The sequence below is a fragment of the Chelativorans sp. AA-79 genome (genome assembly GCF_029457495.1).
Classification (GTDB): domain Bacteria; phylum Pseudomonadota; class Alphaproteobacteria; order Rhizobiales; family Rhizobiaceae; genus Chelativorans.
The window spans coordinates 1440056-1452862 of sequence record NZ_CP120361.1; the positions used below are offsets into that span (position 1 = coordinate 1440056).

Here is a 12807-nt window from a genome sequence, read left to right on the forward strand (position 1 = left end):
GACGCGATCTCAGGCCACTTCGAGCCAGTTGCGCCGTACTTCGGGATGAGCGTCCAGCTCTTCGGGCGTGCCTTTGAAGACAAGCTCGCCATGACCCATGACCATCACCTGCCGGGCGACCTTGAGAGCGATCGTCAGCTTCTGCTCGACCAGCACCACTGCAACGCCGCGGCGGCCGATATCGAGGATCACCTCCATCACCACCTCCACGATCTTGGGCGCCAGACCCTCGGTCGGCTCATCGATCAGCAGCACGCGGGGGTTGCCAAGAAGGGACCGGCAGATCGTCAGCATCTGCTGCTCACCGCCCGACAGATAGCCGGCGCGGATGGCACGTCGCTCCTTCAGGCGCGGAAAATAGTCGTACATTTCGTCGACCGACCAGCGATGTGCCCCCGGTGCTCCCTTCTGCACCCCCATGGTGAGGTTCTCCTCGACCGTCAGGTTAGGAAAAACTAGCCGTTCCTCGGGCACGTAGCCGATCCCCTGGCGGCAGACGTCGAAAGGTCGCTGCCCAGCCAGTTGAACCCCGTCCAGCGTCACACTCCCCCCGCTCGGCGGCACCAGACCCATCATCGCCTTCAACAGGGTCGAGCGGCCGGAGCCGTTTCTACCGAGCAAGGAGACGACCGAGGATTCCGGCACCTCCAGGTCGATGCCGTGCAGGATATGGCTCTTGCCATAGTGGGCGTGCAGTCCCTTTACATCGAGCAAGCTCATAACGCCTCCTGACCCAGATAGGCTTCCTGCACATCGCGGTTGGCGCTGATGCGCTCCGGCGTATCGGTTGCAAGGATGTCGCCGTAGACGAGGACCGACACACGATCGCAGAGGCTGAAGACCACGCTCATATCGTGCTCCACCATCAGCAGGGTCTTGCCCTCGGTGACGGAGCGGATCAGTTCCACCGCCTGCGCGGTTTCCTCGCGCGACATGCCGGCGGTCGGTTCGTCCAGAAGGATGACGTCCGCGCCGGTGGTCAGCGTCATGCCAATCTCCAGCGCCCGCTGCTCGGAATAGGTCAGATCGCCTGCAAGGTCGTGAGCGCGAGCTTCGAGCCCAACACAGGACAGCGCCTCGGCCGCTTCCTCGTTCACCTGCCGCATTCGCGCGATCGGGCGAAACAATCCATATCGTACGCCGTGGCGGGCAAGGACGCCGATGCGCAGGTTCTCGAACACGCTCAGACGATGGAAGATGTTGGTGATCTGGAACGAGCGCGCCAGCCCTGCCCTGTTGATGCGATGCGGCGCCAGACCGCCGATGCTTTGTCCGTTGAGCATGATTTCGCCGGACGAAGGCGCGAACATGCCAGAGATCAGGTTGAAGAGCGTGGATTTGCCCGCGCCATTGGGGCCGATCACGGCATGTCGCTCACCCGGCCGAATGTCGAGCTCCAGCCCCTTGATGACCTCGATCGGGCCGAACGCCTTGGTAACTCCCGACAGCCTCAGTGCCGGCTGCTCCTCGAGCGAGGCGATCATGTTGCACCTTCCAGCGCAGCGACGTCTGCCGTGGCTTGCCTGCTTTCGTCCATTCTTCCCCAGAGCGCATCGATGCGCCGTCTCGCACGATCCATCAGGGTGATACCGCAGACCAGGAGGATCAGCGGGACGAGCCAGGTGAGAGGGCTGGTCGGCCGCCATTCGATGCCGAAGAGCGTATAGGGCGGCAAGCCTCCAGCCGCGGCCTGCCTCACCATCGCATACTCCTCGCCGAAGAGGACGGAGACAGTTTGCGTCAGAAAGACCACTCCGGCGGCGGCCAATAGGCCGCCGAGGATAGCGACCAGATACGGGCCTGCGAGGCGGGACCAGTCGAGCTGGCGGCGGTTGCGAATGTGGTGCTGCAACACTCCGCCAATTCCGGCAGGCGCATAGAGCATCACCAGCACGAAGATCAGCCCCTGGTAGAACACCCAGGAGCGCGTGACGTCCGAAAGCAGAAACGAGAACAGGGTAAAGGCTGCAGCGCCGATGACAGGGCCGAAGAATATGGTCGACCCGCCGACGAAGGTCTGCAGGACCACCTGCGCCGAGACGTCGCTCGCAAACAGCGAATAGTTCGCCGTCTCGTTCGAGATTGCCAGGAGCGCGCCAGCCACACCCGTGAACATCGCCGAGATCGCAAACACGATCACCTTTGAGGAATGGGCGTTGTAGCCGAGGAAACGCACGCGCTGTTCGTTGTCACGCAGGGCCAGCGTGAGACGGCCGAAGGGGGTGCGGGTGTAGGACCAGAGAGCAAGACCGCAGAGCACCACCCATGTCAGGGTCAGGTAATAGACTTCCAGCGTGGAGCCGAAAATGATCCCGCTCCACGGCATCCGCATGGAGGACACACCCGCTTCACCGCCGAAGAGATCCTCCAGCCGCGGCGCCAGCGAATGGAAGAGCTCGGCGATCGCGAGCGTGACCAAAGCGAAATAGACGCCCGAACGCATCGTCGCGAAGTAGCCGGCGATGAGCCCGATGAGGAGACCGACTGCCGCACCCGCGAGCGGAACGAGTGGCGTCGGAAAAGGAAACCCGTCCTCGATCGCAATCATCAGATGAAGTGCTGCGAAGGCTCCTAGTCCGAAATAGGCGGCATGGCCGAAGGAAAGCAGTCCGGCCTGACCGATGAGCAGATTGAATGCCAGAGCAAAGAGGCTTGCGATCAGCACGTTGACCAGCGCGTTCTGCCAGGCAATCCCCATGAACGGAGGGATGACGATCAGCAGAGCCAGCAGGACGATGGAAAGAAGCATGTTACGCATCGGCATTCTCTCTAGCTGCGCTCGCCCATGAGACCCGCCGGGCGGACCAACAGGACGATCAGCATCAGAGCAAAGGGAATTGTCGCGCTGACCGAGGAGAGCTCCAGCGTCATCAGCCCTTCGAAGGAGCGCGCCCAGTCACCCAGGCCCACCAGCGAGAAGAGCGTTGCCAGCGACCAGTCGAGGCCGACGGCAAACGAGGAGAAGAGCCCGATCAGAAGTGACGCGACGAGCGATCCCTTCAGCGATCCGAGGCCGCCGACGACCACGACGACGAACACGATCACGCCGAGCTCCAGGCCCATGTTCGGATTGGTGGGGTAGAACGCTCCGGCCACCGCCCCGGCAAGCCCTGCCAGCGCTGCGCCGGTGCCGAACACGAACATGAAGACCATCGGGATGTTGTGTCCCAGCGCCTCAGCCATGGCCGGAAGGCGTTCCGCCGCGCGCACGATGATGCCCGTGCGGGTGCGGGTCAGGAGCAGCCAGAGCACCGTGAACATGACGATCGCCACGCCGCCGATGAAGAGCCGATAGAAGGGATAGTCTGCGCCGAAAATCTGGAAGGCGGAGAAGCGCATCTCGGAAGGCATCTGGTAATTTACCGGAAAGTCGCCGAAGAAGAGCTTGATGAGTTCCTCGATGATCAGCGCCAGGCCGAAGGTCAGCAAGAGCTCATGGGCGTGACCATGAACATGCACGCGCGGCAGAAGGAAGCGCTCGACCGCCATGCCCGTCATACCGACGAAGATCGGCGCGACGATGACGCCGGCCCAGAAGCCGAAGACGGAGGAAACCGCATAGGCGACATAGGCGCCCAGCATGTAGAACGACGCATGCGCGAAGTTCAGCACGCCCATCATGCCGAAGATGAGCGTCAGGCCGGCGGAAACCATAAACAACAACAGTCCATAGGTCACGCCGTTCAACGTGGAGATGATCGCGAATTCCATAGGTCTTCCGGGAGCTGACGGACAGGATGCTGGTCCGTGACATGCACGAACCAGCGTTCAATGACGGGACCCTATTCCGCAGGGCGTTCCATCTTGCAGCTGTCCTGCACCGGATTGACCGCCTGTTCGCCAGCAATGACCTTGACCGTCTCGAAGCCCATGTTCGTGCCGTCGGCGGGATACTTGGGATTTTCGACGACCTTGGAGACGACCACGGGGCGGATCGTCTGGTGATCCTCCTTACGGACCGAAATCGGGCCGATCGGGCTCTCGTAGGTGGTGTTTTCGAGCGCCAGCGCGATCTTCGTCGCATCGATGTCGCCGCCGCCGAAGTCGACGGTGTTCAGCGCCTGCTGCAAGGCACCGAGCGCGAAAGCGGTGTGGCCTTCGACGAAGATCGGGTAATTGCCCGTCGCCGCCTTGTAGCTTTCGGCGAATTTGCCGTCCGTTGCGGCGTTGTCGTAGTTGTTGGCAATATAGTGGCCGAGCGCCGTCTTGCCGGCGTTGGCGATATTGCCGGGCTGATCGAGGAAGGCGGTGGCGAAGGTCACGTCGAGGCCCGCATCGCCTGCCGCCTTCATCAGCAGCAGCAGGTCGTTGGACCAGTTGCCGGTGAACACGGTATCCGGAGCCGCCGATCTGATCCGCGCGACGAAAGGCGCAAAGTCCTGGATCTTGTTGACGTCGTGGAGCACTTCGTCGACAACAGTGTAGCCGCCCTCTGCTGCCGCAGCTTCGACGGCAGCCTGCATGTCCTGGCCCCAGGAATAGTTCTGGTTGATCGAATAGACCTTGTCGCCGAGGTCACCCGACTCCTTCATCGCGCTGACAAGCGCGTTCACCCGCATCGGAGCGGTCGTGGTGTAGCGGAAGTGGTAGAACTGGCACTTGTCGCCCGTCAGTTCCATCGCCTCGCCGCCAAGGTTGATGAAGATCACCTCCTTGCCGGGATTGCGGATGTTGTGCTTGCGCACGTCTTCCGTGAGCTGGCCGGCAATTGCCGAGGAAGCGCCTTGGAAGATGATGTCGACGCCATCGGCGACAGCCTGGCGGAACTTGTCAGCCGCTTCGGGCGAACCGCCGGCGTTGTCGTATTCCGTGACGACGACCGGTTCGCCGTTGAAGCCGCCTGCCTCGTTGATGCGATCGACGCCATACTTGACGGCATTGGCGTACAGTCGGCCCGTGGACGTCTGCGCGCCGGAAAGGCTCTCGATGATGCCGATCTTCAACGGCTCGGCGTGAAGGGCAGTTGCGCTCAATGCGGCCGCGGTCGAGACCGCGCTCATGACGAGACTTCTCATATTTTTCGCTCCCGAAGTGTCTGTCCGTGTGCCGTACCCTTCGGCGTCGCTCACCAAGGGTCCTCCTGAGGCACTGCGGGCATGTAATCACACACCTCTCAGCCTGTAAAGCTCTGAGATATGTGATCACACATCGCAAATTTGGAGGAATGGCTGCTTTTCGTTGTGTACCTACCCGATTGAACGTAGAACGACTGACGGCTTGGAGGTCGCGCAGGCGCTCCGAGCACGGTAAGACTGATTCGATGACCTAGCGGGGCCAGAGGACGTGAACACTTTCGATCCGACGATGAAAAGCCAGCGGACGCTGGTGCCGGTCGATGTGTCGACGGTGCAGGATCGGGTTTACCAGAGCCTCCGTCTTGGACTGCTCAAGGGCGAGTTCCTTCCAGGGGAGCAGGTTTCGATTCGCGCCCTTGCGGAAGTGTTCGGCACAAGCCCCATGCCGGTGCGCGAGGCGGTGGCGCGCCTGATCGCGGAACGGGCAATCGAGCAATCGGGGCCGCGGACACTTCGGGTTGCGCCTTATCTCGCCTCCGATCACGAGAACTACATTCGCGTGCGCATGCAACTGGAAGGCTATGCGGCCGAGAGGGCGGCAAGCGCACCGAAGAACCCGGCCCTCACCGATGCGCTGAGGCGCCATAACGACAGCATGCAGGAAGCCCTTGAGGTCCGCGACTTCGACGCGGCACTTGCTGGCAACCAGGCGTTCCATTTCGAGCTCTATCGTGCCGGCGGCTATCCGCAACTGCTCGACATCATCTCGACGCTGTGGCTTCGCACCGGCCCGATCGTAGCTTCTGCGCGCAAGGATGAAGGTCTGTTCTATCGGATCTTCAATAACGGCGTTCGCATCCACACCAACGCTATCGAGGCGATTTTCCAGCGCGACCGAGCGGCAGCGCGCCACGCGATCAACCTCGACATCCGCTCATCCCACCTGTCGATCCGGCGCTTTTATCAACGTGCATCAGGAGAGGCAGGCGGCTAACTCGCTCTGCCCCACTTTCACAAGCGCGAGGAACAACCCGCTGATACCGTCCTCAGGCGGGCATTCTTCGATGCCATGAGTCCGAGCGGTAAGAGCTACTTCAGGCACTCTGTCGGGCTTAGGCGAACGGCAGCTTCCGGGGAATCCAAAAGCAGGCTGAACGACCGGAACGGGGGGCGCGAAGCGGTCGTTTCCTGCACGAAATGAAGGCTACATGTGAAAGCGTGCAAAGTCGAGTACTCGAATCCGAACGACGGACTGTGTCCGCTCCTGACCTTGGTCGTTTCGCCGCACATGGTAGAGTGGCGCCAAGCGTCACACTAGGACTGCCAGCGAGTGTCGGTATCGGTAGTTGCGAGCCCCCGCAACCACTCTACAGCACGCTAGATCACTCTATTATACGATCCTCTACGACACGCTATCCCCTTGAATCGATAGATTCAAGTCAGGTTCGGAGCGCTTCTGGCTGCCGTCGACCCGACTTCCTGCGCGACCTGTGACGTGCTCCCCTGAAATGTCGTCGCTTTGTGGTTAGTCTGCTCTTGGAGAGAGGGAGACTGGCAATGAAGCGATCGCGCTTTTCGGACGAGCAGATCATCGGCATTCTGAAGGAACACCAGGCCGGGCTGTCGGCGACGGATCTGTGCCGCAAATACGGGATCAGAGACGCGACGTTCTACACCTGGCGCAAGCAGTATGGCGGCATGGAGGTGTCGGAGGCCAAGCGGCTGAAGGCGCTGGAGGAGGAGAATGCGCACCTGAAGAAGCTTCTGGTGGAGCAGATGATGGATGTGTCGACGCTGCGCGAGATGCCGGCAAAAAACTTCTGACGCCCGGTTCGAGGAGACAGGCCGTGGACTGGGCCATTGAAGAGAGGGGATATTCCCAACGCCGTGCGTGCGGTCTGGTGGGCATTGCGCCGCGCGTCTACCGCTACCGCTCGTCGCGGCCGGACGATGCCGGCCTGCGCCAGAGGCTACGCGAGCTGGCGGCGCAGCGCCGGCGCTTCGGCTATCGCCGGCTGCACCTGCTCTTGAGGCAGGAGGGCGTGACGGTGAACTGGAAGAAGCTCTATCGGCTCTACAAGGAGGAGCGGCTGACCGTGCGCAAGCGCGGCGGCCGTAAGCGAGCGCTCGGCACGAGAGCACCGATGGCGATCCCGCAGGCCCCCAACCAGCGCTGGAGCCTCGACTTCGTCTCCGACACGCTGACCGACGGCAGGCGCTTCCGCATCCTGTGCGCATGCGTTGAAGACTAACGGCATTCCGCTCGTGGGCGCACACACGGCACGCGCCGTCATCGCCGGAACGGCTTTCATGCTGACCGACGACAGCCTGCTCATGCTTGCGATTCAGGACGTCTCCACCGGCGGCATCCGCCTTGAGGAGACAGGGTGAATCCGGATATCGTCGTCAACCGCGACATCCGTTACGAGAATGGAGCCGACCCGCAGATCGAGGCGGCATTCCAGGCGATCGCGGATCGGTTTAAAGCACCGAGCACCCGACCTGACGCTGAGTAGACGCTAACCGCCACGGATGGCCATCAGCAACAATGAGCGCGAGAGGAGCGACCGGGTTCGGTCGACGGGTTGGAAGGCTGAGAGAGAGAGGCTCTCGGCCGCCCGTCGCGGAGTATCCGACCATGGCCAAGCCTGCCAAGAAGATCGTCTTCTCGCGCTCGCGAGACATCCCCTTCAACAAGCTCGTGCTGAGCGATTCCAACGTCCGCCGTGTCAGGCTCGACACCAATGTCGCGGAACTGGCCGACGACATCGCCCGCCGCCAGGACCTCGTGCAGGGACTCAACGTCCGGCCAGGTCAACGACCGAGCACAAATGCCGCTATCAGGCGGCTTCCCAGTGCAGGAGCTTCTTGCCGATATAAACGAAGAGGCTATCCAGCAGCGCGCCGAGAATGCCGAGCTGAATGAGGCCGACGAACATGCGGTCGACCAGGAAATACTGTCGCGCTTCATTGAGCCGATAGCCAATCCCGGAGGATGCCCCGGTCAGTTCGGCAGCGACGAGGCTGAGGAAGGCCAGCGCTGCACCAAAGCGCAGTCCTGCGAAAACGTGTGGCGCGGCAGCGGGGATGACGACTTCCAGGAATTCCCGTGGCCGCGACGCGCCGAGCGAACGCGACGCTCTTATGTACGTGTCCGGTATGTGCTCCATGCCGTGATGCGTGCTGAGCCATACGGCAAGGAAAACGGTGTAGCCGATGACGAAATATTTCGACTGCTCGCCTATGCCGAACCAGACGATCGCCACCGGCACCAGGGCGATAGCGGGGATTGGACGCAGGAGCGTGAACAGCGGATAGAGCGCGACCCGGAAGAGCTGAATTCTGGCGGTGAGCAGTCCAAGCAGGATGCCGAGCGTGGCTCCGACGAGAAAGCCGACACCCGCGCGCGTGAGAGAAACCGAGAGATCGCTCAGCAAAACCCCATCCTGATAAAGCCTCACGGCTGCTGCTCCCACCTGTAGAGGTGACGGGAACAAGCGCGGATTTATCAATTCCGCAGCCGAGATACCCTGCCAGATCAGGAGAATGACCAAGAGCGACAACGCCGCCATTCCGATTCTTCCCGACGATGCGAGCATCGGCACCAGCCTTTCTACATATTGCCTATGAAATAGGCATATCCAAAGAGAGTCTAAATATATAGCAATTTATTGCTGGCGCACGCCATCCGGATCGGCAAACATCGGGTCATTGAAAGGATCGTCTGCCCGAATGTCCTCAGCCAGCACCACCACGCAAGCCACTGGGCGCGTCGAGATTTCCAACGTCTCCGTTAGCTACAGCGGCCGCGACGGCGACCGCGTCGCGCTCTCGCCGACCGATCTCATCCTCACGCCTGGCACATTCACCGCTCTCATAGGACCGTCTGGCTGCGGAAAGTCGACACTGCTGAACGTGGTGGCCGGTTTCGTGGTGCCGACCACTGGCGGCGTGGTTGTGGACAGGCGGCAGGTAGACGGCCCACACCCCAGTGTCGGCGTTACCTTTCAGAGCTTCGCACTCTTCCCCTGGTTCACTGCGCTTGGAAATGTCGAGTTTCCGCTCCGCCGCCTTGCCATGAGCAAGGCCGAGCGTCGCCAAATGGCGATGGAAGCACTCTCGGAGGTCGGGCTCGCCGACCATGCGCAAAAATATCCGAGCGAGCTTTCAGGCGGCATGAAGCAGCGCGTGGCAATTGCCCGCACCTTCACCTCCGATCCCGCCGTACTTCTGATGGATGAGCCGTTCGGCGCGCTGGACGCCCAGACGCGTTTGCGGATGCAGGAGCTACTCATGCAGATCTGGTCGCGGCACAGGAAGACCGTCCTGTTCGTCACTCACGATGTCGACGAGGCGCTGCGATTGGCCGACCTTGTCTGCGTGATGACGCTCGGCCCAGGCCGCATCTGCGAGCGCATCCCAGTCGACCTCCCGCGACCGCGCGGCATCGACCGCATGTCTCCCGAATTTCTCGAGTACCGCAGCCGGATGCTGGACCTGTTGCGGCATGACGACCCCTGACAACCAAGAACGAAAGAGGTGAACATGAAATCGCGAAAGCCACTGTTTCTGGCCGCTGCCCTGCTTCTCTCGGCAGGCGTCGTGCAGGCCGAGCCGATCGTGTTCGGCACCACGCCGAACCTTCAGACCGCGCCTGTCGTAGTCGCTGCCGAGAAGGGCTATTTCGACGAAGAGGGGGTGGAGGTCGAGTTCGTCAACTTCACGTCGGGGCGCGCCGCGCTGGAGGCTATTATCGGCGGTCAACTCGATATGGGCTTCATGGCTGAATATCCGGTGGCGGTTGCGGCCCTGAACGAGCAGGAGTTTCGCGTCGTGGCGGGGCTGTCGAAGTATGCGGCCAACAGGATCATCTCCAAGGCATCGGTCGGGTTCGAGACCGTGCACGACCTCGAAGGCAAGCGTGTAGGCACGACAGTCGGCTCGAACGCCGCCTACTTTGCCGAACTTGTGCTCGGCAACGCCGGCGTCAATGCCGAGATCGTCAACGTCGCGCCTCCGGACATCGTACCGGCGCTCGCGCGCGGCGACATTGATGCAGGTGTGATGTTTCCCGATTTCTACCCTGCGGCCGCAGAAGCGCTGGGCGATGACTATCGCGAACAACTTAGCAGCGACTATATCGCCAATTTCGTCCTCGCGGCCTCACCGGCAATGGTCGATGAACGCGCCGCCGATGTTGAAGCGTTTCTGAGAGCGCTGGTGAAGGCCGAGAGCTTCATTGAGGAAAATCCTTCCGAAGCGCAAGCGATCCTTTCCCAAGCCACGCAAGGAGCGCTGACGCCGGAAGCGGTAGCCGGAAAATGGAGCGAGGCGGAATATGCAATCGTCCTCGACGAAACCCTCGTTGAACTGCTGCTCTCCCAGGCGCAGTGGGTGGTGGAAGGCGGCATCCTCAGCGGCGATCTTTCTCGGGAGAAGTTACTGAGCTACTTCGCCACCGACGCTCTCGAGTCTGTGGATCCGGATCGCGTAAGCCTCGACTGAACCAGTGCCGGGCGGGCGCGGAAACCCGCTCGCCCGGCCATTTCCTCTCCTTTCTACGGAGTCTCGATGACCCTCAGCGCCTTATCCGCTGCCGCGCGCAAATCCGAATACGCGGTCGCTCCCGAACTCATGCTGACGCCGGACGGCGTCGAGGAGGATTTGGTTCTCGTCGTCCGCAAAGGCCGAATAGCCGCCATCGCGAATATCGCCGAGCATGACGGCGATGTGGTGCGGCTTCCAGGCTATGCCGTCATCCCGGGCTTCGTCGATGCACATACGCATGTCGGCCAGATCTTCGGCAAGGCGCTGATCGGTGGCGAACCGGCGCAAATATGGCGGCGCGTATGGCATCCGATGGAGGCCGCCATGGGCCCGGACGAGGCCTATGCCTCGGCCAAGTGGATGTGTCTGGAGGCGCTGCGCGGCGGCTTCACTACCCTCGTCAGCTATGGCCTGAACGACACGGACAAGAATGCGGGCGTGCACCGGGCCGTCGAAGAGTCGGGCTTGCGCTTCGTCTCCTCGACCGGCCTCGACCAGTACGCGGGCGACATCGGCACTGGTAGCGGTGTACACGAACTGTCGGAAATCTTCGACCGGATCGAGAGGCATGTCGAGCAATGTCGGCAGCACACGCGGATCACTCCCTCCGTATGCTGCAGCTCCTTCCACGCCAATTCACCGGAAACGCTGAGCGCGTTGTCGGAGTATTGTGCCAAGCAGGGGCTGCTCCTGCAGATTCATGCAAACGAGCATTTCCCGGAATTGCAGGACTGCCTGCTTCGCTTCGGCAAGCGGCCCACCCAGTTTCTCAACGCAATCGGCGTTCTGGGGCCGCATGTGCTTCTGCATCACACCACCATCATCTCGGAAGACGAGATCGAGATCCTTTCCAAGACGCGGACCGCGACCAGCTACAATCCGCTTGCCAGCATTTGGAAGGGAAATGCTGTCGCCCCGGCGCTGCGCTATGCGCAGAGGAACGTTCGTTTCGGCATCGGGTCCGACAACACGTCGGAAGACGCCTTCCGCAACCTGTTCGCGGCCGAAGCCGGCCAACGCGTAGCGCATGCCATGCCGGTCGCCGATTTTTCCTGCGGTGCAGCCTGGACGTGGGTGAATGCAGCCACGTGCGGTGCTGCGGATGCGGCAGGCATGGGCGCGGGAATCGGCTCGCTTGCACCGGGAATGGCCGCCGACTTCCTCTTGCTTGACATGAACGTTCCCGAATGCCTGCCGGCGATCGATTTCGAGTGGGAACTGGTCCGCTACTACAATCGCGACCAGATCGCCGCCATGGTGGTCGACGGCACGCTTGTCGCGATGGAAGGCCAACCACTCGCATGGAATATGACGGTCGTCATCACCGAGCTCGGCCAAACGGCGGAAGCGGTTGCGCAGGCACCCGAGATCGTGCGGCTGCATGGGCCGTCGGTTCGCTACCGGCCGCGGCGAAGGGGCTGACCCGTGATGACGGAAGGGGCTTTCAATCCGCCGTCCTTGAAGTAGCATTGTCTGCGGCGGGCGAAGGTACACGTCTATGATGCAGGTTGACGCTCCGGTGATTGTAGAGACAGCGACGGCTGCGCGAGACTCCCTCGTCCTGTCCGATCACGGGATGGATTTCCGACTTCTGGACGGCCTGAACGCCGAGGAACGCGCTGCCATATATGCCTGCGGTCGTCATATGCAGGTGCCGGCAGGGACGCATCTTTTCCGGCAGGGCGAGAGCCACGACGGCGTCTTCATTATTCTGTCAGGGAAGGTCAGAACATATTATGTCGGCCCGAACGGGCGCGAATTGACCCTTGCGCATTGGCTGCCCGGAAATTTCGTCGGCGGCCCCGAACTGTTTGGGCGTGGCGAGCATATCTGGTCGGGTGTGACACAGGACGATTCGACGATCCTTGCCATGCCGGGCTTGCAAATGCGCGCTCTTGCCGAATCGATCCCGCGTCTCGCGCTCAACCTGCTCGATGCCGTGGTGGCGAAGGGGCGCTGCTACTCCATCGTTCTCCAGATGCTGGGGACGCGCTCGGTGACGCAGCGCCTGGCGCATCTTCTCCTTGTCATGGGCGACTACGATTTCGTGCGCCAGTCCGATGCGCCGATCCAGCTCAAGCAATATCTGAGCCAGGACGAGATGGCCACCATCGTCGGCGCGACCCGCCAATGGGTCTCCGCAGCCATCGACAAGTTCCGGCGCGGCGGGATGATCGAGTCCCGGCCGGGCCGCCGTATACGTGTTCTGCGCCCGCAGGATCTCGCCGCGATCGCGATGGAATAG

The 12807-nt window shown here is 61.8% G+C and carries 13 protein-coding genes and 1 pseudogene; 8 read left to right on the forward strand and 6 right to left on the reverse strand.

Features of this window, described 5'->3' with window-relative positions; translation table 11 throughout:
• Nucleotides 1–9 precede the first annotated feature (9 nt).
• The 5 genes from PVE73_RS07035 to PVE73_RS07055 all read right to left on the reverse strand — a co-directional run bounded on the left by PVE73_RS07035 (nt 10) and on the right by PVE73_RS07055 (nt 5015).
• Nucleotides 10–720, reverse strand: a complete 711-nt coding sequence (locus PVE73_RS07035; protein WP_277366259.1) for an ABC transporter ATP-binding protein — start codon at nt 718–720, stop codon at nt 10–12.
• Complete coding sequence (locus PVE73_RS07040; protein WP_277366260.1) at nt 717–1484, reverse strand: ABC transporter ATP-binding protein; 768 nt, start codon at nt 1482–1484, stop codon at nt 717–719. The genes PVE73_RS07035 and PVE73_RS07040 overlap by 4 nt, the downstream gene beginning before the upstream one ends.
• Nucleotides 1481–2764 (reverse strand): branched-chain amino acid ABC transporter permease, encoded by a 1284-nt coding sequence (locus PVE73_RS07045; RefSeq protein WP_346772404.1) that lies wholly within the window; start codon nt 2762–2764, stop codon nt 1481–1483. The genes PVE73_RS07040 and PVE73_RS07045 overlap by 4 nt, the downstream gene beginning before the upstream one ends.
• A gap of 5 nt (nt 2765–2769) precedes the next feature.
• Nucleotides 2770–3711, reverse strand: a complete 942-nt coding sequence (locus tag PVE73_RS07050) for a branched-chain amino acid ABC transporter permease (RefSeq protein ID WP_277366262.1) — start codon at nt 3709–3711, stop codon at nt 2770–2772.
• 71 nt (nt 3712–3782) lie between these two features.
• The gene (locus PVE73_RS07055) at nt 3783–5015 is read right to left on the reverse strand and encodes a branched-chain amino acid ABC transporter substrate-binding protein (RefSeq protein ID WP_277366263.1); all 1233 of its coding nucleotides are present in this window, start codon (nt 5013–5015) and stop codon (nt 3783–3785) included.
• A gap of 442 nt (nt 5016–5457) precedes the next feature.
• On the opposite strand from PVE73_RS07055, the gene PVE73_RS07060 reads away from it, so the two are divergent.
• The 4 genes and pseudogenes from PVE73_RS07060 (at nt 5458) to PVE73_RS07075 (ending at nt 7531) form a co-directional block, all read left to right on the forward strand.
• Complete coding sequence (locus PVE73_RS07060) at nt 5458–6009, forward strand: GntR family transcriptional regulator (protein WP_277366264.1); 552 nt, start codon at nt 5458–5460, stop codon at nt 6007–6009.
• Between the two features lie 563 nt (nt 6010–6572).
• Nucleotides 6573–7246: pseudogene (locus tag PVE73_RS07065) on the forward strand (transposase); the annotation flags it as partial.
• Between the two features lie 34 nt (nt 7247–7280).
• Complete coding sequence (locus PVE73_RS07070) at nt 7281–7406, forward strand: hypothetical protein (protein ID WP_277366265.1); 126 nt, start codon at nt 7281–7283, stop codon at nt 7404–7406.
• Nucleotides 7403–7531, forward strand: coding sequence for a hypothetical protein (locus PVE73_RS07075; RefSeq protein ID WP_277366266.1), 129 nt, complete (start codon nt 7403–7405; stop codon nt 7529–7531). Before PVE73_RS07070 ends, PVE73_RS07075 begins: the two co-directional genes overlap by 4 nt.
• Nucleotides 7532–7855: 324 nt before the next feature.
• On the opposite strand, the gene PVE73_RS07080 is transcribed toward PVE73_RS07075, so the two are convergent.
• Nucleotides 7856–8476: an ABC transporter permease gene (locus PVE73_RS07080; protein ID WP_277366267.1), complete on the reverse strand. Its 621-nt coding sequence runs from the start codon at nt 8474–8476 to the stop codon at nt 7856–7858.
• A gap of 271 nt (nt 8477–8747) precedes the next feature.
• Here PVE73_RS07080 and PVE73_RS07085 point away from each other — a divergent pair, with 271 nt between their 5' ends.
• The 4 genes from PVE73_RS07085 to PVE73_RS07100 all read left to right on the forward strand — a co-directional run bounded on the left by PVE73_RS07085 (nt 8748) and on the right by PVE73_RS07100 (nt 12807).
• Entirely contained in the window at nt 8748–9536 is a 789-nt protein-coding gene (locus PVE73_RS07085; RefSeq protein ID WP_277366268.1) for an ABC transporter ATP-binding protein, read from the forward strand.
• A gap of 81 nt (nt 9537–9617) precedes the next feature.
• Nucleotides 9618–10520 carry an ABC transporter substrate-binding protein gene (locus tag PVE73_RS07090; protein ID WP_277366269.1) on the forward strand — a complete coding sequence of 301 codons (903 nt, stop codon included), beginning with the start codon at nt 9618–9620 and terminating at the stop codon, nt 10518–10520.
• Nucleotides 10521–10586: 66 nt separating this feature from the next.
• The gene (locus tag PVE73_RS07095; protein ID WP_277366270.1) at nt 10587–11984 is read left to right on the forward strand and encodes an amidohydrolase family protein; all 1398 of its coding nucleotides are present in this window, start codon (nt 10587–10589) and stop codon (nt 11982–11984) included.
• Nucleotides 11985–12060: 76 nt separating this feature from the next.
• Nucleotides 12061–12807, forward strand: coding sequence for a Crp/Fnr family transcriptional regulator (locus PVE73_RS07100; protein WP_277366271.1), 747 nt, complete (start codon nt 12061–12063; stop codon nt 12805–12807).